Raw genomic sequence first — 21516 nt, 5'->3', positions numbered from 1 at the left:
GAGGTGCTGGTCAGCGCCGAGTAGTTAGGGGCGCGGGGAACTGCGCGAGACGCGAGCACGGTCCGCACATGACCGGGGGTTTAGGGGCGCGGGGAACTGCGCGACCAGCCACGCACGGCCCGCAGACGACAGGGGGTTTAGGGGCGCGAGGAACTGCGCGAGACGCGACCACGACCCACAGGTCGAGAGCGGGTTTAGGGGCGCGGGGAACTGCGCGACCAGCCACGCACGGCCCGCAGACGAAAGCGGGGTTCAGGGGCGCGGGGAACTGCGCGACCACCAGCCACCCACGGTCCGCACACGACCGGGGTTTTGGGGGCGCGGGGAACTGTGCAATAGGTGGGCCCGTGCTCCCCGGGGCAGGGCAACATCCCTGCCCGTGACGCGAGTTCAGCCGCACCACCCAACCCCGGCCGCACCCCAACGTGACCCTCCCCGAACCGACCAACCCCGCCGAACGGGTGGGCGGGTGGGCGAACCCCCCGCCTTGAGGGCAAACTTAGGTTAGGCTAACCTCACTTCCAGACCCCGACCCCGGAGGACCCATGCGTGCGCACCTGCTCAACGACACGACCGCGGAGCACTACCGCCGCTCCGTGACCGAAGGAGTCGAGCGGGTGGCGCGCAAACTCGCCACGACGCGGCGGCCGTTCAGCGGCGTCGGCGTGGACGACCTCGCGCCCGTCATCGACCGCATCGACCTCGACGCCCCGCTCGGCGACACCTCCGCCGTGCTCGACGAGCTGGAGGACGTCTACCTCCGCGACGCCGTCTACTTCCACCACCCCCGCTACCTCGCCCACCTCAACTGCCCGGTCGTCATCCCGGCCGTCCTCGGCGAGGCGGTGCTGTCCGCCGTCAACTCCTCCCTCGACACCTGGGACCAGAGCGCCGGCGGCACCCTCATCGAGCGGCGCCTCATCGACTGGACCGCGGGGCGGATAGGCCTGGGGCCCGCCGCCGACGGCGTGTTCACCAGTGGCGGCACCCAGTCCAACCTCCAGTCGCTGCTGCTCGCCCGCGAGGAGGCCAAGACCACCGACCTGGCGCGGCTGCGCGTGTTCGCCTCCGAGTGCAGCCACTTCAGCGTGCAGAAGTCCGCCCAACTCCTGGGCATGGGGCGGGACTCGGTGGTGTCAATCCCCACCGACCACGACAAGCGGATGCAGACCCTGGCCCTGGCCCGCGCCCTGGAGCGCTGTGTGAGCGAGGGCAATGTGCCCATGGCGGTCGTCGCGACCGCCGGCACCACCGACTTCGGCTCCATCGACCCGCTGCCCGGGATCGCCGAGCTGTGCGCCCAGTACGGGGCGTGGATGCATGTGGACGCGGCCTACGGCTGCGGTCTGCTCGCCTCGCCGACCCCGGCCCGCCGCGCGCTGCTCGACGGCATCGAGCGGGCCGACTCCGTCACCGTCGACTACCACAAGTCCTTCTTCCAGCCGGTGAGTTCGAGCGCCGTTCTGGTCCGTGACGCGAGCACCCTGCGCCACGCCACGTACCACGCCGACTACCTCAACCCGCGCCGCGCGGCCGAGGAGCGCATCCCCAACCAGGTGGACAAGTCGCTCCAGACCACCCGCCGTTTCGACGCCCTGAAACTGTGGATGACCCTGCGCACCATGGGCGCCGACGGCCTCGGCTCGCTCTTCGACGAGGTGTGTGAACTGGCGGAGCAGGGCTGGCAGTTGCTGGCTGCCGACCCGCGCTACGACGTCGTCGTTCAGCCCACCCTGTCCACCCTGGTCTTCCGCTACATCCCCGCCACCATCACCTCGCCCGCCGAGATCGACCGGGCCAACCTCTACGCCCGCAAGGCGCTGTTCGCGTCCGGTGAGGCCGTCGTCGCCGGGACCAAGTCCGGTGGCCGCCAGTACCTGAAATTCACTCTGCTCAACCCCGAGACGGGCGTCGACGACATCGCCGCCGTGCTCGATCTGATCGCCGGCCACGCCGAGCAGTACCTGGGAGAGAACCTTGTCCACGCGTCCTGAAACCCCCGGCACCGGTGAGGCGTACGACTTCATCGGGATCGGGCTCGGCCCCTTCAACCTCGGCCTCGCCTGCCTCGCCGAGCCCATCGAGGAACTGAACGGCCTCTTCCTGGAGACCAAGCCGGACTTCGAGTGGCACTCGGGGATGTTCTTGGAGGGCGCGCACCTCCAGACCCCGTTCCTCTCCGACCTGGTCACCCTCGCCGACCCGACCTCGCCGTACTCCTTCCTCAACTACCTGAAGGAATCGGGCCGGTTGTACTCGTTCTACATCCGGGAGAACTTCTATCCGCTGCGCACCGAGTACAACGACTACTGCCGCTGGGCCGCCGCGAAGCTGAGCTCGGTCCGCTTCAACCGGACCGTCCGCGAGGTGACGTACGACGAGAGCGACCAGACCTACCTCGTCGCCACCACCACCGGCGAGGCCTACCGCGCCCGGCGGCTCGTGCTGGGCACCGGCACTCCCCCGCATCTGCCCGAGCCCTGCCGCGGCCTGGGCGGGGACCTGCTGCACAACTCCCGCTACCTGGAGCACAGGGAAGCGCTCCAGAAGAAGCAGTCGATCACGGTCGTGGGCTCGGGCCAGTCGGCCGCGGAGATCTACTACGACCTGCTCTCCGAGATCGACGTCCACGGCTACCGGCTGAACTGGGTGACGCGCTCGCCCCGCTTCTTCCCGCTGGAGTACACCAAGCTCACCCTGGAGATGACGTCCCCGGAGTACATCGACTACTTCCACGCGCTGCCCGAGGCGACCCGCTACCGGCTCGAATCGACGCAGAAGGGCCTGTTCAAGGGCATCGACTCGGAGCTGATCAACGCCATCTTCGACCTGCTGTACCAGAAGAGCCTCAAGGGTCCCGTCCCCACCAGACTTCTGTCCAACTCGGCGCTCACGGCGGCCGGTTACGACACCACCAGCGGTACGTACACGCTGGGTCTGCGCCAGGAGGAGCAGGAGAAGGACTACACGCTCAGCACCCAGGGCCTGGTGCTCGCCACCGGCTACCGGTACGCCGAGCCGGAGTTCCTCGCGCCCGTCTCGGACCGGCTGCGGCGCGACGGCCGGGGGCGTTTCGACGTGGCCCGCAACTACTCCATCGACACCACCGGCCACGGCGTCTTCCTCCAGAACGCCGGGGTGCACACCCACTCGATCACCTCGCCCGACCTCGGCATGGGCGCCTACCGCAACGCGTACATCATCGGCGAGCTGCTCGGCCGTGAGTACTACCGGGTCGAGAAGTCCATCGCCTTCCAGGAGTTCGCCATATGAGCCCCCAGACCTCCCTCGGGTCCCTCACCTTCCGCCCGCTCGACCCGCTCAGCGACGCCGAGCTCGTGCACTCCTGGGTGACGCACCCCAAGGCCGCGTTCTGGCTGATGGGGGACGCCAAACTCCAGGACGTCGAGCGCGAGTACATGGCGATCACCGCCCATCCGCACCATCACGCGCTCATCGGCCTGCACGAGGGCGAGCCCGCCTTCCTGATGGAGCACTACGACCCGCGCCACGTCGAACTGGTCGGCCTGTACGAGCCGTTGCCGGGCGACGTCGGCATGCACTTCCTGGTCGCGCCCACCGAGGCACCGCTGCACGGCTTCACCCGAGCCGTCATCACCGCCGTGATGGAGGAGCTGTTCGCCGACCCGGCGACCGAGCGCGTCGTCGTCGAGCCGGACGTCGCCAACACGGCGGTGCACGCCCTGAACGAGGCCGTCGGTTTCGAGATCGCCGGGCGCATCGCCAAGCCCGAGAAGGACGCCTATCTGTCCTTCTGCACCCGTGAACAGTTCCGTACGGCCCTGGCCCGTAAGGCGGCAGCACGATGACCATCGACACCGCGGTCACCCACCTCACCCCCGAGCTGTGGGCCGAGGCCAACCGGCTCCTGATCCGCAAGGCGCTCGCCGAGTTCGCCCACGAGCGCCTGATCACCCCCGAGCCGCTCGGCGACCCCCACGCTTCCAGCACCACCACCCGGCCGGGGGAGGCCCCCTTCCGGGTCCGCGCCGACGAGGGCCCGGTCGAGTACCGCTTCACCGCCTCCCGGCTCGCCCTCGACCACTGGCAGGTCTTCCCCGAGTCGATCTCCCGCCACGACGGGGAGCGCGAACTGCCACTGGACGCGCTGGACTTCTTCCTCGACCTGCGCTCCTCGCTCGGTCTGAGCGACGCCATCCTGCCGGTCTATCTGGAGGAGATCTCCTCCACGCTCTCCGGCACCGCCTACAAACTGACGAAGCCTCAGATCACCTCCGCCGAGCTGGCGCGCTCCGGCTTCCAGGCCATCGAGACGGGCATGACGGAGGGCCACCCCTGCTTCGTCGCCAACAACGGCCGGCTCGGCTTCGGCATCCACGAGTACCTCGCGTACGCCCCCGAGACCGCGAGTCCGGTGCGGTTGCTGTGGCTGGCGGCCCGCCGCGACCGCGCCACCTTCACGGCGGGCGCGGGGCTCGACCACGAGACGCTGATGCGGGACGAGCTCGGCGGCCCGGCCCTGGACCGGTTCGCCGCCCAACTGGCCGATCGCGGCCTGGACTCGGCTGACTATCTGCTGCTCCCGGTGCACCCCTGGCAGTGGTGGAACAAGCTGTCGGTCACCTTCGCGGCCGAGATCGCCCAGGAGCGTCTGGTGCTGCTCGGCGAGGGCGACGACGACTATCTGGCCCAGCAGTCGATCCGTACCTTCTTCAACACCAGCGACCCGGCCAAGCACTACGTCAAAACGGCGCTTTCGGTCCTCAACATGGGCTTCATGCGGGGGCTTTCGGCCGCGTACATGGAGGCGACGCCCGCCATCAACGACTGGCTCGCGGGCCTGATCGCCGCCGACGACACCTTCCGCGCGGCCCGGTTCTCGATCATCCGCGAGCGGGCGGCGATCGGCTACCGCCACGAGCAGTACGAGCGGGCCACCGACCGCTACTCCGCCTACCGCAAGATGCTGGCCGCGCTGTGGCGCGAGAGCCCGGTGCCGTCCCTGGAGCCGGGCGAGCGGCTCGCCACGATGGCCTCCCTGCTGCACGTCGACCGCGACGGCGCCTCGTTCGCGGGCGCGCTGATCGCCGAGTCGGGCCGCGCCCCCGCCGAGTGGCTGCGCGGCTATCTGGACGCCTATCTGGTGCCGGTGCTGCACTCGTTCTACGCGTACGACCTGGTGTTCATGCCGCACGGCGAGAACGTGATCCTGGTGCTCGGCGAGGACGGCACGGTCTCGCGTGCGATCTTCAAGGACATCGCCGAGGAGATCGCGGTGATGGACCCGGACGCGGTCCTGCCGCCGGCCGTGGAGCGGATCCGTGCGGACGTCCCCGAGGAGCTGCGGCTCCTGTCGGTGTTCACCGACGTCTTCGACTGCTTCTTCCGCTTCCTGAACGCGGCCCTGGCGACCGAGGGGATCCTGGAGGAGTCGGTGTTCTGGCGGACGGTGGCCGAATGCGTCACCGCCTACCAGGACTCCCACCCCGAACTGGCCGACCGGTTCAAGCAGGACGACCTGTTCGCGCCCGACTTCGCGCTCTCCTGTCTGAACCGTCTGCAACTGCGCGACAACGCCCAGATGGTGGACCTGGCCGACCCGGCGGGCGCCCTCCAGCTGGTGGGCACGCTGGCCAACCCCATCGCCTGAGCGATGGGACGGACGCGGGGCCCGGTTCCGTCACAACCGGGCCCCGCGTCCTTGGGTGAACGCTGGGAATCAGACCCAGGGCACCAGCGGCGAGCGGTAGTAGGCGATGCCGAGCGCCGCCATCCGCGGCCCCTGCTGGGCCAGGCGCACCTTGTAGGACGCCCAGTCGTGCGTGGACGCCGGTGACCAGCCGATCTCGGCGATCCCCTGGAGCCGCGGGAACGCCATGTACTCGATCTGCGCGCTGGTGGAGAGCGTCTCCGACCAGATCGGCGCCTCCACGCCGAGCACGGCTTCGGCGGGCACGCCCTCGACGAAGGTGTCCGGGTCCCACTGGTAGGACTTGTCGACCTCGACGTACCCGGCCCAGTTGGTGCCGAGCGGGGACTTCGCGTCGTACTTCATGTCGAGGTAGGCGCGGTTCGCGGGCGACATCACCAGACGGGTGCCGGCCCGCGCCGCGGCCGCCACCTCCGCCTCGTTGCCGAGCGTGCCCCAGTACTGGGCGACGGCCCCCTCCACCGGGTCCGCCTCGACGATCTGGTGCCAGGCCATCACGGTCTTGCCGTACTTGCCGACGACCGGCTGGGCCCGGTCCATGAAGGTCTCGTAGTCCTCCTTCGAGGTGGACTGCGCCTCGTCCCCGCCGATGTGGACATAGCGCCCGGGGGTGAGGGCGGCGATCTCGCGCACCACGTCGTCGAAGAACCTGTACGTCACGTCCTTGGGGACGCACAGCGAGCTGAAGCCGACCTTGGTGCCGGTGTACAGCGGGGGTGCGACGCCGTTGCAGTTGAGCTCGGCGTAGGAGGCGAGGGCCGCGTTGATGTGTCCGGGGGTGTCGATCTCGGGCACGACCTCCATATAGCGGGAGGAGGCGTGGGCGAGGATCGCCTTGTAGTCGTCCTTGGTGTAGAAGCCGCCCTTGGCGCCGCCGACCTGGGTCTGGCCGCCGTAGGGGGCGAGCCGGGGCCAGGAGTCGACGGCGATCCGCCAGCCCTGGTCGTCGCTGAGGTGCAGATGCAGCTCGTTGATCTTGTAGAGGGCGAGCTGGTCGATGTAGCGCTCGACCTGGTCGACGGTGAAGAAGTGCCGGGAGACGTCGATCATCGCGCCGCGGTAGGCGTAGCGCGGGAAGTCGGTGACGGTGCCGCCCGCGACCTTCCACGGTCCGCTCTGCTTCGTCCTCTTCTCCACGTTCGCCGGCAGCAGCTGGCGCAGGGTCTGGACGCCGTGGAAGAGGCCGGCCGGCTCGTTGGCGGCGATGGTGAGCGAGCCGCCGCGCGAGGTGAGCCGGTATCCCTCGTCGCCGAGGGCGTCGTCGTCGGCGCCCAGCAGCAGTCTGATGCCGTCGTCGCCCGCGGCGGCGGTGACCGGCAGGGCGTACCCCGTGGAGGGGCGCAGCACGCCCGCCAGGTAGTCGCCGATCCGCTGCGCCTCGGGGGAGCCGCCGCTGACCCTGATCGGGGTGGCCGCGGCGATGGTGTACGCGGTGCCGCCGGCCGAGACGGAGGCGGGGGCCGGCACGATCTGGCCCAGCGGGCGGGGTGCACCCGCGGCGGGGGCCGCGGAGGCTCCGACACTGGTGAGCCCGGCGCCCGCCACCAGAACCAGGGAGCCGAGGAGCCGGGCGAATGTCCTGCGCTGTCTCTGTCTCACAAGCGGTTCCCTTCCAAGGGGTCGCGCAACTGTGGGGGCTGAGCAACCGAACACTTTCCATGGGACCCGCGGACCCGGCCGGGGTCAAGACGGCGACCGGTGCGGCAGGGACTTCGGTAGCTCGATCATGGCCCGGGGATGTGGGGGGCCAACCGCGCCGGGCCGAAAATCATCCGGAAGGACGGCACCGGCAGGCGCGCGACCGAGAACCGCGTTCGACCCCGCCCGGCCCTTCGGGGTCCTTTCCTGGCCGTTTCCGGTCCCTTCCTGGTCCAGACCAGATGCGTGATCATGCGAATCCTGCCCGGAATCGGGCAGGATTCTTGCGTACGGTCCCGATAGCCCGCAATATCGACGGGTGCTCGAACGCCGCAACCCGTCGTCCCACGACGACCTCGTAGATCATCTGGTGCGCAGCACCGCGCTCCAGCGCGGTGAGGCGGCCCGGGTGGTGCTTGAGGTGCTGGCGTACTTCGACGAGACGTACGAGGAATTCGTCCGTCGGCGCCACCGTGAATTGCAGTCCGGTGGGGCCGTCAACGCGGAGATCTTCGAGCGGATCGCGGCCGAACTGCCGCACCGCGCCGTGGCGCCACCGGAGCTCTCGCTCCGGCAGCTGCGCCGCATCGTCTACGGCTGAGGCGCGGCCGGGCACATCTGGGCTTGAACTTGTACGTCGATGGAGGGGCAGAGACTCTATGTGCGGAATCGTCGGTTATATCGGTAAGCGTGATGTCGCGCCGCTGCTGCTGGAAGGCCTGGCGCGGCTGGAGTACCGGGGTTACGACTCCGCGGGCATGGTCGTCAACACCCCCAAGTCCGGGGCCCTGAAGATGGTCAAGGCCAAGGGTCGCGTCCGTGACCTGGAGGCCCGTGTCCCCAAGCGCTTCGCCGGCACCACGGGCATCGCGCACACCCGCTGGGCCACGCACGGCGCCCCGTCCGACGTGAACTCGCACCCGCACCTCGACCCCGAGAACAAGGTCGCCGTCGTCCACAACGGCATCGTCGACAACGCGGCCGAACTGCGCGTCAAGCTGGAGGCCGAGGGCGTCGTCTTCGCCTCCGACACCGACACCGAGGTCATCACCCACCTCATCGCCCGCTCCGCCGCCGACTCCCTGGAGGAGAAGGTCCGCGAGGCGCTCAAGGTGATCGAGGGAACCTACGGCATCGCCGTGATGCACGCCGACTTCGCCGACCGCATCGTGGTGGCCCGCAACGGCTCCCCGGTGATCCTCGGCATCGGCGAGAAGGAGATGCTGGTCGCCTCCGACGTCGCCGCGCTGATCGCCCACACCCGCCAGGTCGTCACCCTCAACGACGGTGAGATGGCGACCCTGAAGGCCGACGACTTCCGGACGTACACGACCTCGGGCACGCTCACCAACACCACCCCCGAGACCGTCGAGTGGGAGGCCGCCTCCTTCGACATGGGCGGCCACGACACGTACATGCACAAGGAGATGAGCGAGCAGGCCGAGGCCGTCGACCGCGTCCTGCGCGGCCGCATCGACGACCGGTTCTCCACCGTTCACCTCGGTGGCCTGAACCTGGACGCCCGCGAGGCCCGCGGTGTGCGCCGCATCAAGATCCTCGGCTGCGGCACCTCGTACCACGCCGGCATGATCGGCGCCGGTCTCATCGAGGAGCTGGCCCGCATCCCCGCGGACGCCGAGCCGGCCTCCGAGTTCCGCTACCGCAACCCGGTCGTGGACCCCGACACCCTCTACATCGCGGTCTCCCAGTCGGGTGAGACCTACGACGTGCTTGCGGCCGTGCAGGAGCTCAAGCGCAAGGGCGCCCGGGTGCTCGGCGTCGTCAACGTCGTCGGCTCCGCGATCGCCCGCGAGGCGGACGGCGGCACCTATGTGCACGCCGGGCCCGAGGTCTGCGTCGTCTCCACCAAGTGCTTCACCAACACGGTCGTCGCCTTCGCGCTGCTCGCCCTGCACCTCGGCCGCATCCGCGACCTGTCGGTGGCCGACGGCAAGCGGATCATCGAGGGTCTGCGCAAGCTGCCCGGCCAGATCGAGGAGATCCTGGCCATGGAGCCGGAGATCGAGAAGCTGGCCCAGGAGTACGCGGGCGCCCAGTCGATGATGTTCATCGGGCGCGTGCGCGGCTACCCGGTCGCCCTGGAGGCCTCCCTGAAGCTCAAGGAGATCTCCTACATCCACGCCGAGGCCTACCCCGCCTCCGAGCTGAAGCACGGCCCGCTCGCGCTGATCGAGCCGGCGCTGCCGACGGTCGCCATCGTCCCCAACGACGACCTCCTGGAGAAGAACCGCGCCGCCCTGGAGGAGATCAAGGCCCGCAGCGGCCGCATCCTCGCCGTCGCGCACCAGCACCAGGAGAAGGCCGACCACACCATCGTCGTGCCGAAGAACGAGGACGAGCTGGACCCAATCCTCATGGGCATCCCGCTCCAACTCTTCGCGTACCACACGGCGTTGGCGATGGGCCGCGACATCGACAAGCCGCGCAACCTGGCCAAGTCGGTCACGGTCGAGTAGTCCGTACGGACCGCGTCACGCAGCAGAAAGGGCGGCCCCTGCCACACGGCGGGGGTCGCCCTCGTGCGTGCCCGCGCTGCCCACGCACTGGCACGCGCGGCCGGTCAGCCGGTGGCCGTCACCCCCCGGCCGGCGGCGCGTCGGGGCAGGGCGGTCGGCCACTTGGCGAGCGCGGCCGTCGCCCCGTACCAGGCCACGGCGCCCGCGACCACGGCGACCCAGCCGGCCACCTTGGCGAGCGAGGAACTACCGGCGAACTGGCCGATGGCCAGCAGCACCAGGGCGAGGAAGAGCAGTCCGTAGGTGCCCTGCCGCAGGAGCCCGGTACCCGCCGCGCCGGCGGCCAGGCTGAGCGCGAGGAGCGCGAACAGGACCAGGAAGAGGCCGGCGGCGTTGGACGAGAACTTGGTGTCCGCGCCCGCGGCCCAGGTGAACCAGAAGGCGCCGAGACCGGCGAAGGCGGTGCCGGTGAACGCGTCCTGGTCGCGGAAGGCGAGGACGCCGAGGACGAACAGGCCGATGCCGCCGATGTAGGTGGCGATCGAGACCGAGTCGGCCACCGTCACGCCGTCGATCACGCGGGTGGTGCCGAGGCCGAAGGCCAGCAGAGTGAGTCCGAGTGCGAGATGGCCGAGCGTGGAGGTGGTGCTTCCCGCGGGAACTTCGTTGTCCACGGCGGGCTCCCTTCATGTGCCGTTGTGCTGCTTCCCAGCGACACTTATCTACCCTTCACAAGGGCACATTCCACCCCTACGCGAGGGTAGATTCCCCATCCGCGTACGGGAGTTGACGGCACGTCAGCCAAACATGGATCCCGGTCTCAACCGGGACAACGCCCGATTACGGGATGACGACGACGGGCCGCTGTGCGCGGCGCGCGAGCCGGCCGGCGACCGAGCCGAAGATCCGCCCGACGATGCCGTGCGTGGAGCCGACGACGATCGCGTCCGCCGCGTACTCGCGCCCGACCTCTTCCAGCTCGTGGCAGATGTCGCCGCCGCGCTCCACCAGGATCCAGGGGACCTCGGCGAGATAGTCGGCGCAGGCGAGTTCGAGCCCGAGGACCTCGGTGCGGTGGTCGGGCACGTCCACGAAGACGGGCGGCTCGCACCCCGCCCACACCGTGGTGGGCAGCCGGTTGGCCACATGGACGATGATCAGCCCCGAGCCGGAGCGCTTGGCCATGCCGATGGCGTACGCGAGGGCCCGCTCACTGGACATCGAGCCGTCGAAGCCGACGACGACGCCATGACGGAAGGCGGGGTCGCAGGAGTGACGTGGTTCTGTCGCCGCCTGGAGGTCCGACGTGGGGTCGGCTACCTGCTTGCGGTCCGCGGGTTCGGAGAATTCGTGACCGGCCATGGGTGTCTCGGCGAAAGAGATCCTCAGTCGAGGGACAGCGGGGACTGGTGAGCAAGAACGAGTCGACGACGGAGCGGTGCCCGGGGGGAGCTGTGTCCGGGAATCATCTTCCCAACCCGATACCCCCAAGGGTACGGCGACACTCCTCTCCTGCCCAGAGGCCGCCGAACCTACTCGGCGTTCCCCGGAGCATGCACGAGCCCGCCCCGGATGGCAATGCCCGGTGCCCTCTACAGCGGTCCCCGCCGGGTCGTCCCCGCACCCCGTTGGATGATCTTCCAGTGACCGGAGCGGGCGCTGTCGCGTTAGCCGGACGATCATCCCGACCCCGATCAGGAAGCACCTCCTCGTGCCCCCTCCCCCGGTCGTCCACCCGTCCACCCCGGCCGCGCCGACCGGCGCCCGCCGCCGACCCCCCGGACCCGCGCCCGCGGCCGAATCCGTACGTACCGCCCGGTCCGTGAACGCCGAACCACTCTGCTCCACCACCGCCCGGCCCGCGGCCGATTCGGCGGACGACCTCGTGCGCTGGGCCGCCTTCAGCTGTGTGCTGGTGCCCGTGGTGCTCGTCGTCTACGGGTCCTCGTTCGCGGGGGCGACCGGCTCCGCCCTGGGGCTCATGGCCGTGACCACGGTGTGCCGGCTGCTGCTGCGCCAGTCCGAGCGGGCGGCCGCCGAAGAGCGGGCCCGGCGGGCGCCCGTGACACCCGGTCGGCATGGCCGAGGAGCCCGGAGCGCGCATCACAGCGGGCGGCACGGGGGAGGCTGTACACCCCAGGGGTGAACTGGCCGCACACCTGGACCCATACGTTTTCGGCCAAGTTCCCCGGAGGGGGGATTCCGCGGCCAAATGGCCTGCCAACCCCCTTGCCACCAGGGAGGAAAGGCCCATTGCGGCCTCTGGCACCATACGGGTACGGGCCATCCCCACGAGGCCCACTTCCCCTACGGGGCCCACGGGTGAAACGCTTTGTGATCGAAAGCTTCGCGCCAAGTTGCCTTGTCGACATAGCGCTGGGTGCCGGACTTGTCACGCCGGCACCACGGGACGCAGTAGATTCGATCATGCGTATCGAAGGCTGGGGACTCGTGCAAAACCGAGGGGAAAAGTGCAGGAGCGACAGGCCCGACAAGAACGGGGAGCCGCGAACACCGAGGGGGGCTTAGCGCCATGACCCAGGACTCCGCTGCCGCATCACCGGAGACCGCAAGGAAGCTGGCCGGCCGCCGACGCCGGGAAGTTGTCGCCGTACTGCTGTTCAGTGGCGGCCCCATTTTTGAAAGTTCCATTCCGCTCTCCGTGTTCGGAATCGACCGACAGGACGCGGGAGTTCCGCGTTACAGACTGCTGGTGTGTGCCGGTGAGGAAGGACCCCTGCGGACCACAGGGGGACTCGAACTCACCGCGCCCTACGGTCTGGAAGCGATCAGCAGGGCGGGAACGGTGGTGGTGCCCGCGTGGCGTTCCATCACCTCCCCGCCCCCGGCGGCCGCGCTCGATGCGCTGCGCCGCGCACACGAGGAAGGGGCAAGGATCGTCGGGCTGTGCACCGGCGCGTTCGTGCTCGCCGCGGCCGGTCTGCTCGACGGCCGCCCGGCGACGACGCACTGGATGTACGCGCCGACACTGGCCAAACGCTATCCATCAGTACATGTGGATCCGCGGGAGCTCTTCGTCGACGACGGGGACGTCCTGACGTCGGCCGGAACCGCGGCCGGAATCGATCTCTGTCTCCACATCGTGCGGACGGACCACGGCAGCGAGGCGGCCGGTGCGCTGGCCCGCCGACTGGTCGTGCCACCCCGTCGCAGCGGTGGGCAGGAGCGCTATCTCGACAGGTCTTTACCTGAGGAGATCGGCTCCGACCCGCTGGCCGAGGTCGTCGCCTGGGCGCTGGAGCACCTCCACGAGCAGTTCGACGTGGAGACCCTGGCCGCGCGGGCGTACATGAGCCGCCGCACCTTCGACCGTCGTTTCCGCTCGCTGACCGGGTCGGCCCCCCTCCAGTGGCTGATCACCCAGCGGGTCCTCCAGGCCCAGCGCCTGCTGGAGACGTCCGACTACTCCGTGGACGAGGTGGCGGGCCGCTGCGGCTTCCGCTCCCCGGTCGCGCTGCGCGGGCACTTCCGCCGCCAGCTCGGCTCGTCCCCGGCGTCCTATCGCGCGGCCTACCGGGCCCGTCGTCCGCAGCCGGAACCCAGTGCGGGTCCCGTCGCGGTGCCGATGCCGTCTCCGGTACCGGAAACCGTCCCGTCCTCGGCGCTTCCCCAGGTCAGGCGGACGGCGGCGGCCAGTGCGGTGGTGGGGCCCACAGCGACCTCGCACACCGCCGAATCCGGGAAGCCGAGCTCCGATCTGTACGCCTCCGGGTACGCCGGTGGCCGTCCGAGTCTGCCCGGCCAGCGGAGCGCCCCGTAGGGTGAGGCACATGAACGACCGCATGGTGTGGATCGACTGCGAGATGACCGGGCTCTCGCTGACGGACGACGCACTCATCGAGGTGGCCGCACTGGTCACCGACTCGGAGCTGAACGTACTCGGTGAAGGGGTGGACATCGTGATCCGTCCCCCCGACGCCGCGCTGGAGACCATGCCGGAGGTGGTGCGCGCCATGCACACCGCCTCCGGGCTCCTCGACGAGCTGGCCGGCGGCACCACGCTGGCCGACGCCGAGGAGCAGGTCCTCGCGTATGTACGGGAGCACGTCAAGGAGCCGGGCAAGGCGCCGCTGTGCGGAAACTCGGTCGGTACCGACCGGGGCTTCCTGCTGCGGGACATGCCGAGCCTGGAGTCCCACCTCCACTACCGGATCGTGGACGTCTCCTCCGTGAAGGAGCTCGCCCGCCGCTGGTATCCGCGGGCGTACTTCAACAGCCCCGACAAGAACGGCAACCACCGGGCGCTGGCGGACATCCGCGAATCCATCGCGGAGCTCCGCTACTACCGGGAGGCGGTCTTCGTGCCGCAGCCCGGCCCGGACTCGGACACCGCGAAGGCCATCGCGGCGAAGTACGTCCTGCCTGCGGAGTAGCCCTCCGCGGGGGGTTCGGGAGGGCGCCGCGAAACGTGTGCGCGAGCACCCTCCCGGACCATGTACACTTTTTCTCGGCCGGTAGGGAAGCCCCCAGGGACTTCCCAAGACCACAACAGTCCGGTCGCGCATGGTGGGTATAGCTCAGATGGTAGAGCACCTGGTTGTGGTCCAGGATGTCGCGGGTTCGAGTCCCGTTACTCACCCTGAAGGATGAGGGCCCGCTCCGGGAAACGGAGCGGGCCCTCTTCGCGTTCCGTCGGCGCCACCGGGTCGGTGTGCCCTCACGCGGTCAGGGTTCGATCAGTGCGCTCTGGGCGCGAGCGATCAGGCGGTGTGCCTCGGCCCCGTGGACCGCGGATGCACACAGTGTCCGCCACACACGCAGATAGGTGGCCACGCTGTCGGCGTCATCGATCCACAGCTCGGCGTGCCAGTCCTCCACGACCACGAGGCGCTCGTCGTAGACCCAGAAGCTGTTGCCCGGCCAGATCTTCAGCGGCGCCGCGAAGGGGACGATGCCGAGTTCCACGGTGTCCAGGCCGATGACACCGGCGAGGTGGTGCAGTTGGGCGGCGAGCACGGCCGGTGGACAGACCAGGGACCGCAACGCCCCTTCCCACATCATGATCCGGTAGACGCGGCCCGGTCGATACAGCCCTTCCTGCCGCTGGATCCGGGCGCGCACGGCGTCCTCCGTGTCGCGCGGTGATCGCATCAGGTCGGCGTGTCGGTTGAAGGTGTGCCGGGCGTATTCGGGGATCTGCACCATGCCGGGGATCAGAACGTTCTCCCAGATGGTCAGGACACGGGTGCGGTCGTGCTCCACGGTGACGGCGTCCTGCACGGGCCGGTGCCCTGCGGCCAGTTGGCGACGCCATGACCGGATGTGGGACTCGAAGCCCCGCAGCCGGGCGATCAGTTCGTCACCGGCGCCGGGCTGCCCCGTTCCGGCCGCCCATGCCCGCAGGTCTTCGGCCGTCGCCGTCTGCTTGCCGTTCTCCAGCTTGCTGATCTTGGCCTTGGTCCATCCCGATCCGAGCCGTTCAGCGAGCCGCGTACCGGTGAGCCGGCCTCCAGGTGCCGTGAGGCGCAGTTCCCGGAGCCTGAGCCCGAGCTCCTCACGTGCCTTCTGATAGTCCGTGCTCACCGGTACTCACCTGCTTACCCCTCCTTCGCAGCCAGCTCAGCCACGAATCGCTCGTTCGGAACGGCGTAGTGCTGTGCCACGTCACGCAGCCGGTTGTACTGGTTGACGCGTGCCGGTTCGGTGATCAGCTCGACTCCCGTGAGGTTGTCGTCGTCATCGAAGAGGCACAGCGCGACGATGTGGGAGTCGAAGATCCAGAAGTCCTCGTCGGGGAGGTTGGCACGCTCGGCGTCGGCGCGCCACATGTTCCGGACCTCCTCGCCGAGCGCGGCGTTGTGCTCCGCGTACGCCAGCAGGAACCTCTGGCCCTCGGTCGGCGGGTCGTCGACGATGCGGACACGCCCCACGTACGCGCCGTCCCGCGTCTTGGCGCCGATGGTACGAGCCCATGGTGAGTCCACGTCCCAGGTCAGGGTCTCGCCCCGGACGAATTGGGCGTAGGTGTCGCAGGCCCGGTCCACCGCATAGCCCTTGCGCATCTCCAGATGCCAGGCGCTGTGCCGGAAGTTCTCGAACATCCGGGCAAACGTGTCCGGGTCGAGGATGCGCGGCTCGGGGTCCCGCTCCTTGGGGCCGAAGTCCATCAGCGTGTTGCGCGGCACCACGATCGGGATCTCGTCCTCGTCCAGGTGCTGGAGCTGGGCCAGGTCGTCGGGGTCGGTGAGTCGGGGGCCGTGCACGATGACCTCACCGGTGTCCAGGTCCTCGTGCACGGCGGGGCAGGAGCCGCCACCACTGCCGGTGCCGTTGAAGCGCAGCCGTCGCGCCATGATCAGTTCCTTTCGTCGGGGACTGATCCCGTAAGCATTGCGCAGTCCAACTCCCTTTTGCCGCAACCGACTTGGCCCGCACGCATAACTTCGCGCAACTCCGCTCAGCGGTCAAGAAACTTCGAGCAACTCGCCGGGGGTGGAGCCACTCCCCCGCCCTACCTTTCGGTGCATGGGTACGAACCATTCGCCCGAGCTGGGCGCCTGCCCCCACACGGCAGTTGAAGCACTGAAGGCGGCCCTGGGCCAGTCCGGGATCGTCCTTCCCTCCCTCGGCATCGACGACGGATCGTCACTGGGCCTGGTCAACCTCGGACGCGTGCGCCCCGACGTCGCGTTGCGTCTAGCGGCTCTCCTCGGCGAGGGGCCCGGCACACGGCCCGGACCCGACAGGGCGCCGGAGGCACGGCCGGCGGGCACCGCCTCGCCCGGACCGGAGGGGCCGTGAGCATCGCGCCCGAAGCCGTGCGGAGAGAGGCCGTTGCCGCGTGGCTGGCCGGGAGTCTCAACCGGCCCCGCAACGCCCACCAGGAGTGGACCGCCTACGGCGTCGCCCTGCTCGCCCTGGGGCGCCGCTTCTCGGCCGTACGCCTCGCCGAGGAGCTGGTTCGCGCTGCTGCCCGGAGCACGGATACCGCGGCTGTGAACAACGCCCTGCACGGCCCCGTCATCCACGACCCGCGCGGGCAATGGTTCTACGCGCTGGTCCCGTCGGCGCCGCCCGTCCAGGATCTGGGCCCGTATGCGGCCCACCTCGGGCTCGGCTGCTACCTCGGTGTACCCCGCGTCAGCGACAACCGGCCCGACCGCCTGGCCAGCTACTGGGTCATCCCCCCGTCGGCGCCGGGCGCGCTCTGTGATCCGGATCGGGTCATCGGGCTCATCGAGGCCGGTTCGGCAGCGCTCGGCGAGGGGGGCGCGTCGGGATGAAGTGGCCTACGAAGACTCCCGCACCACCAGCTCCGTCGGCAGCACCAGCCGGGGTCGGGTGGGTTCCGGGGTGGTTATCTCCGTGAGGAGCAGCGTGGCCATCGCTCGGCCCATTTCCTCGATCGGCTGGCGCACGCTCGTCAGTGGGGGGTCCATGTGGCGGGCTATGGACGAGTCGTCGAAGCCGATCAGGGCGGTGTCCTCGGGGATGCGGCGGCCGTGGTCGCGCAGGACCTGGCGGGCGCCGGAGGCCATCACGTCGGAGGCGGCGAAGACCGCGTCGAGGTCGGGCGCGCGCTCAAGGAGCTCGGTCATCGCCCGGCGCCCGCCCTCCTCGGTGAAGTCGCCGTGGGCGGTCAGTTCGCTCAGGCCCGCCTCCGTAAGGGCCGCCCGGTAGCCGTCCAGGCGGCGGCGGGCGCCGTACACGTCGAGGGGGCCGGTGATCGTCGCTATGCCGCGCCGGCCGCGCGCCAGCAGATGGGCGACGGCGGCGCGGGCGCCCTCGAAGTTGTCGGAGTCGACGGAGGCGAGCGGTTCGTCCTCGGAGCGCCGGCCGCTGATGACGACGGGGATGCCGAGCTGTTCCAGGAGGTCGGGGAGCGGGTCGTCGGCGTGGACGGAGACCAGCAGGACGCCGTCCACCCGGTTGGAGGCCAAGTACTGGGCCAGTCTGCGCCGTTCGCGGTCGCCGCCGACCAGGGTGAGCAGGAGCTGCATCTCGGTGTCGGCGAGCGCCGCGCCGACCCCGCGCACGATGTCGGAGAAGTACGGCTCCGCGAAGAAGCGGGCCTCGGGCTCGGGGACGACCAGGGCGATCGCGTCGGTGCGGTTGGCGGCGAGCGCGCGGGCGGCGCGGTTGGGTACGTAGCCGAGTTCGGCGACGGCGGCCTCGACGGCGGCGCGGGTCTCCTCGCTGACCCGGGGCGAGCCGTTGATGACCCGGGACACGGTGCCCCGGCCCACGCCGGCCCTGACCGCCACTTCTTCGAGGGTGGGCCGCCCCGCGCTCCGGCCCCTGACCGTGCGAGCTGCTGTCACGTCTGCCTCCCCAACTCGCGCAACTCCGGTGAAAATAACAGCCCCCGCCGGACCGGGAGCGTCATCCCCAGTCATTGCGCGGTCCCTTGACAGTCCAACAGGGAGCCGCGACCCTTCAACACATCACGACTGGGAGCGCTCCCACAGTAGTAGGTCCCTACACCTTTCGCATCCCTTCCGCCCGCGCCCGGTGTCAACCCGCTGGATGTGGACGACAGTTGGAGGAAGCACATGCGCACGCGTACACGTATGTCCAGACGTCTCGCGGCTTTCGCGGCGGTGGCCGCGCTCGGCACCGGGCTGCTCGCCGGATGCGCCGACGACGGCGCGTCCCCGGCGGCGGACGGCCCCTCCGCGGGCGGCGGGGGCGGGGGCGGCGCGAAGACGACGCTCACCGTCGGCGTCTTCGGCGCCTTCGGCCTGAAGGAGGCCGGGCTCTACGACGCGTACATGAAGCTCCACCCCGACATCGAGATCAAGCAGACCTCGATAGAGCGGAACGAGAACTACTACCCCCAGCTCCTGACCCACCTCGGCTCCGGCAGCGGGCTCGCCGACATCCAGGCCGTCGAGGTCAGCAACATCGCCGAGGTGACCGCGACCCAGAGCGGCAAGCTGGAGGACCTGTCGAAGGCGTCCGGCGTGAACAAGGACGACTTCCTGCCGTGGAAGTGGGCCGAGGCCACCACCAAGGACGGCAAGACGGTGGCGCTCGGCACCGACACCGGGCCGACCGGCATCTGCTACCGCAAGGACCTGTTCGCCAAGGCCGGTCTGCCCACCGACCGCGAGGCCGTGGGCAAGCTGTGGGTGGGCGACTGGAACAAGTACCTGGAGGCCGGGCGCCAGTACAAGGCGAAGGTGCCGTCCGGCGCCGCCTTCGTCGACTCGGCCTCGGGGGTGCTGAACTCGATCACCGGGTCCAGCGCCACCCGCTACTACGACGCTGACGGCAAGGTCGTCTACAAGACCAACCCGGCCGTGAAGCAGGCCTGGGACACCGCGGCCGCGTTCGCCACCGGCGGGCTCACCGCCAAACTCCAACAGTTCCAGCCCACTTGGGACCAGGGCTTCGCCAACGCCTCCTTCGCCACCGTCTCCTGCCCGGCCTGGATGCTCGGCTACATCCAGGACAAGGCGGGCGCGTCCGGCAAGGACCAGTGGGACGTGGCCGCCGCCCCCAAGCCGTCGAACTGGGGCGGCTCCTTCCTGACCGTCCCCTCGGCCGGCAAGCACAAGGCGGAGGCCGCCAAGCTGGCCGCCTGGCTGACCGCCCCCGCCCAGCAGGCCACCCTCTTCGAGAAGCGCGGCAGCTTCCCGAGCGCCAAGGCCGCCTACGGGCTGCCCGCGGTGGCCAACGCCAAGCACGCCTACTTCGGGGGCGCGCCCATCGGCCAGATCTTCGCGAAGGCCGCCGAGGGCACCCCGGTGCAGACCCTCGGCCCGAAGGACCAGATCATCCAGCAGAACCTCTCCGACGTCGGCATGCTCCAGGTCGACCAGAAGGGCACGTCGCCGCAGCAGGGCTGGCAGGCCGCGGTGAAGGCGATCGACAACGCGCTGGACCAGTGACGATGGCGAGCGACGCCACCACCGCCGTGCCCTCCCCCGGCCCCGGGCAGGAGGGCACGGCCCCCGCCCGGGCCCGCGCCGAGGAGCGCCGCAGCCGCCGCTACCGGCGGGACATGCGCTGGAGTCCGTACGCGCTGATCGCCCCGTTCTTCGTGTTCTTCGCCGCCTTCGGCGTCTTCCCGCTGCTCTACACCGGCTGGGCCTCACTGCACCAGGTCGAGCTGACCGCGCCGAACGACATGACGTGGGTGGGCCTGCGGAACTTCTCGCGGCTGCTCTCCGACGACTTCTTCTGGAACGCGCTGCGCAACACCTTCACCATCGGGGTGCTGTCCACGGTGCCCCAACTGCTCGTCGCGCTCGGCATCGCGCATCTGCTCAACTACAAGCTGCGCGGCTCGATGTTCTTCCGGGTCGCCGTGCTCACCCCGTACGCCACCAGCGTGGCGGCGGCGACCCTGGTGTTCGTGCTGCTCTTCGGGCGCGACTACGGAATGATCAACTGGGCGCTCGGGCTCGTCGGGTTCGACCCCGTGGACTGGCAGAACGGGAGCTGGACCTCCCAGCTCGCGGTCTCCACCATCGTCATCTGGCGGTGGACCGGCTACAACGCGCTGATCTATCTGGCCGCGATGCAGGCAGTGCCGGTCGATCTGTACGAGTCGGCGGCCCTGGACGGCGCCTCGCGCTGGCAGCAGTTCCGCCATGTGACGATCCCCGCGCTGCGGCCGACGATCCTGTTCACCACGGTCGTCTCCACCATCGGGGCGACCCAACTGTTCGGTGAGCCGCTCCTGTTCAACGGCGCCGCGGGTGCCACCGGCGGCTCGGACCACCAGTTCCAGACGCTCGGCCTCTACCTGTACGAACAGGGCTGGGTGAATCTGCACCTGGGCCGGGCCTCGGCGATCGCGTGGGCGATGTTCCTGATCCTGCTCCTCATCGGCGCGGTGAACTGGCTCGTCTCCCGCGCCTTGCGTAAGGGGGAGACGAGTTGAGGGCCCAGCGCGCCGGCCGCCAGATGTACGGCGGCCGCCTCACCTATGCGGTACTGATCGTGTTCACCGCGGGATCGCTGTTCCCGCTCATCTGGACGGCGATCGCGGCCTCCCGCACCAACACCCGGCTCGCCCAGACGCCCCCGCCGTTCTGGTTCGGCGGGAACCTGTTCAAGAACCTCCAGATCGCCTGGACCGACGCCAACATGGGCACGGCCCTGCTCAACACCACGATCGTGGCCGGTTCCATCGCGGCGGGCACGGTGTTCTTCTCCACCCTGGCCGGCTTCGCCTTCGCCAAGCTGCGCTTCCGCTTCAAGAACCTGCTGCTGGTCCTGGTGATCGGCACGATGATGGTGCCGCCGCAGCTCAGCGTCGTACCGCTGTACATGATGGTGGCCAAACTGTCCTGGACCGATCAGCTCCAGGCCGTCATCCTGCCCACCCTGGTCAGCGCGTTCGGGGTGTTCTTCATGCGGCAGTACCTCGTGGAGGCGCTGCCCACCGAGCTGGTCGAGGCCGCCCGGGTGGACGGGGCGAGCAGCTGGCGGGTGGTGTGGCACATCGTGTTCCCCGTGGCCCGGCCCGCGATGGCGGTGCTCGGGATGCTGACCTTCGTGATGGCCTGGAACGACTTCTTCTGGCCGATCATCGCGCTGACCCAGAACGGCAGCCCCACCGTCCAGGTGGCCCTCACCGGTCTCGGCCGCGGCTACATCCCCGACCAGTCGGTCATCATGGCCGGCGCCCTGCTCGGCACGCTGCCGCTGCTGCTCGCGTTCGTCCTGTTCGGCCGGCAGATCGTGGGCGGCATCATGCAGGGCGCGGTCAAGGGCTGAGCGAGCCACAAGGGCGAG

General features: G+C 69.7%; 19 protein-coding genes, 1 tRNA gene and 1 pseudogene. 15 read left to right on the top strand and 6 right to left on the bottom strand.

Annotation, left to right across the window (positions count from 1 at the left end; all coding sequences use genetic code 11):
• Positions 1 to 545 precede the first annotated feature (545 nt).
• From DWB77_RS24320 to DWB77_RS24305, 4 genes are read left to right on the top strand one after another with little or no spacing between them, the layout of a single operon-like run.
• A complete protein-coding gene (locus tag DWB77_RS24320) occupies positions 546 to 1994 on the top strand; it encodes a pyridoxal phosphate-dependent decarboxylase family protein (RefSeq protein WP_120723258.1) in 1449 nt (482 codons plus the stop codon).
• Positions 1978 to 3273 carry a lysine N(6)-hydroxylase/L-ornithine N(5)-oxygenase family protein gene (locus tag DWB77_RS24315; RefSeq protein ID WP_120723257.1) on the top strand — a complete coding sequence of 432 codons (1296 nt, stop codon included), beginning with the start codon at positions 1978 to 1980 and terminating at the stop codon, positions 3271 to 3273. The genes DWB77_RS24320 and DWB77_RS24315 overlap by 17 nt, the downstream gene beginning before the upstream one ends.
• Positions 3270 to 3830: a GNAT family N-acetyltransferase gene (locus DWB77_RS24310; RefSeq protein ID WP_120723256.1), complete on the top strand. Its 561-nt coding sequence runs from the start codon at positions 3270 to 3272 to the stop codon at positions 3828 to 3830. Before DWB77_RS24315 ends, DWB77_RS24310 begins: the two co-directional genes overlap by 4 nt.
• Positions 3827 to 5632 (top strand): IucA/IucC family protein, encoded by a 1806-nt coding sequence (locus DWB77_RS24305; RefSeq protein WP_120723255.1) that lies wholly within the window; start codon positions 3827 to 3829, stop codon positions 5630 to 5632. Before DWB77_RS24310 ends, DWB77_RS24305 begins: the two co-directional genes overlap by 4 nt.
• Before the next feature lie 69 nt (positions 5633 to 5701).
• Here the strand turns inward: DWB77_RS24305 and DWB77_RS24300 are convergent, their stop codons facing one another.
• Positions 5702 to 7291, bottom strand: coding sequence for a beta-N-acetylhexosaminidase (locus DWB77_RS24300; RefSeq protein ID WP_120723254.1), 1590 nt, complete (start codon positions 7289 to 7291; stop codon positions 5702 to 5704).
• Between the two features lie 358 nt (positions 7292 to 7649).
• Here DWB77_RS24300 and DWB77_RS24295 point away from each other — a divergent pair, with 358 nt between their 5' ends.
• Positions 7650 to 7931: a hypothetical protein gene (locus DWB77_RS24295; protein ID WP_100578421.1), complete on the top strand. Its 282-nt coding sequence runs from the start codon at positions 7650 to 7652 to the stop codon at positions 7929 to 7931.
• A gap of 58 nt (positions 7932 to 7989) precedes the next feature.
• Positions 7990 to 9807 (top strand): glutamine--fructose-6-phosphate transaminase (isomerizing), encoded by a 1818-nt coding sequence (gene glmS / locus DWB77_RS24290; RefSeq protein ID WP_120723253.1) that lies wholly within the window; start codon positions 7990 to 7992, stop codon positions 9805 to 9807.
• A 104-nt stretch (positions 9808 to 9911) separates the two neighbouring features.
• Here glmS and DWB77_RS24285 read toward each other — a convergent pair whose 3' ends face one another.
• Together DWB77_RS24285 and DWB77_RS24280 are read right to left on the bottom strand one after the other, a co-directional pair.
• The gene (locus DWB77_RS24285; protein ID WP_120723252.1) at positions 9912 to 10481 is read right to left on the bottom strand and encodes a GPR1/FUN34/YaaH family transporter; all 570 of its coding nucleotides are present in this window, start codon (positions 10479 to 10481) and stop codon (positions 9912 to 9914) included.
• A gap of 166 nt (positions 10482 to 10647) precedes the next feature.
• Positions 10648 to 11169 (bottom strand): universal stress protein, encoded by a 522-nt coding sequence (locus DWB77_RS24280; protein WP_120723251.1) that lies wholly within the window; start codon positions 11167 to 11169, stop codon positions 10648 to 10650.
• Positions 11170 to 11629: 460 nt separating this feature from the next.
• Here DWB77_RS24280 and DWB77_RS24275 point away from each other — a divergent pair, with 460 nt between their 5' ends.
• The 4 genes from DWB77_RS24275 to DWB77_RS24260 all read left to right on the top strand — a co-directional run bounded on the left by DWB77_RS24275 (position 11630) and on the right by DWB77_RS24260 (position 14407).
• On the top strand, positions 11630 to 11953 hold the full coding sequence (locus tag DWB77_RS24275) for a hypothetical protein (protein WP_120728178.1): 324 nt from the start codon (positions 11630 to 11632) through the stop codon (positions 11951 to 11953).
• Between the two features lie 387 nt (positions 11954 to 12340).
• Positions 12341 to 13588: a helix-turn-helix domain-containing protein gene (locus DWB77_RS24270; RefSeq protein WP_120723250.1), complete on the top strand. Its 1248-nt coding sequence runs from the start codon at positions 12341 to 12343 to the stop codon at positions 13586 to 13588.
• A gap of 10 nt (positions 13589 to 13598) precedes the next feature.
• Positions 13599 to 14201, top strand: a complete 603-nt coding sequence (gene orn, locus DWB77_RS24265; RefSeq protein ID WP_120723249.1) for an oligoribonuclease — start codon at positions 13599 to 13601, stop codon at positions 14199 to 14201.
• 133 nt (positions 14202 to 14334) lie between these two features.
• Positions 14335 to 14407 (top strand) — tRNA-His (locus DWB77_RS24260).
• An 86-nt stretch (positions 14408 to 14493) separates the two neighbouring features.
• On the opposite strand, the gene DWB77_RS24255 is transcribed toward DWB77_RS24260, so the two are convergent.
• Positions 14494 to 15351 carry a helix-turn-helix domain-containing protein gene (locus DWB77_RS24255; RefSeq protein WP_120723248.1) on the bottom strand — a complete coding sequence of 286 codons (858 nt, stop codon included), beginning with the start codon at positions 15349 to 15351 and terminating at the stop codon, positions 14494 to 14496.
• Positions 15352 to 15365: 14 nt separating this feature from the next.
• Positions 15366 to 16121, bottom strand: a complete 756-nt coding sequence (locus tag DWB77_RS24250; protein ID WP_120723247.1) for a DUF6879 family protein — start codon at positions 16119 to 16121, stop codon at positions 15366 to 15368.
• Positions 16122 to 16293: 172 nt separating this feature from the next.
• Between DWB77_RS24250 and DWB77_RS24245 the strand changes: the two are divergent.
• Together DWB77_RS24245 and DWB77_RS24240 are read left to right on the top strand one after the other, a co-directional pair.
• Positions 16294 to 16488, top strand: a pseudogene (locus tag DWB77_RS24245) (hypothetical protein); the annotation flags it as partial.
• Between the two features lie 77 nt (positions 16489 to 16565).
• On the top strand, positions 16566 to 17051 hold the full coding sequence (locus DWB77_RS24240) for a hypothetical protein (protein ID WP_120723246.1): 486 nt from the start codon (positions 16566 to 16568) through the stop codon (positions 17049 to 17051).
• Positions 17052 to 17057: 6 nt separating this feature from the next.
• On the opposite strand, the gene DWB77_RS24235 is transcribed toward DWB77_RS24240, so the two are convergent.
• Entirely contained in the window at positions 17058 to 18089 is a 1032-nt protein-coding gene (locus DWB77_RS24235; RefSeq protein ID WP_246033625.1) for a LacI family DNA-binding transcriptional regulator, read from the bottom strand.
• Positions 18090 to 18338: 249 nt separating this feature from the next.
• Between DWB77_RS24235 and DWB77_RS24230 the strand changes: the two genes are divergently transcribed.
• From DWB77_RS24230 to DWB77_RS24220, 3 genes are read left to right on the top strand one after another with little or no spacing between them, the layout of a single operon-like run.
• On the top strand, positions 18339 to 19661 hold the full coding sequence (locus DWB77_RS24230; RefSeq protein WP_246033624.1) for an ABC transporter substrate-binding protein: 1323 nt from the start codon (positions 18339 to 18341) through the stop codon (positions 19659 to 19661).
• A gap of 2 nt (positions 19662 to 19663) precedes the next feature.
• Entirely contained in the window at positions 19664 to 20659 is a 996-nt protein-coding gene (locus DWB77_RS24225) for a carbohydrate ABC transporter permease (protein ID WP_120723243.1), read from the top strand.
• A gap of 23 nt (positions 20660 to 20682) precedes the next feature.
• Complete coding sequence (locus DWB77_RS24220; RefSeq protein ID WP_120723242.1) at positions 20683 to 21498, top strand: carbohydrate ABC transporter permease; 816 nt, start codon at positions 20683 to 20685, stop codon at positions 21496 to 21498.
• Positions 21499 to 21516: the final 18 nt, after the last annotated feature.

The sequence above is a fragment of the Streptomyces hundungensis genome, assembly GCF_003627815.1.
GTDB classification, from domain to species: Bacteria; Actinomycetota; Actinomycetes; order Streptomycetales; family Streptomycetaceae; genus Streptomyces; species Streptomyces hundungensis_A.
Note: the sequence above shows the minus strand (reverse complement) of the source record. Positions and strands in the feature narration are given on the sequence as shown.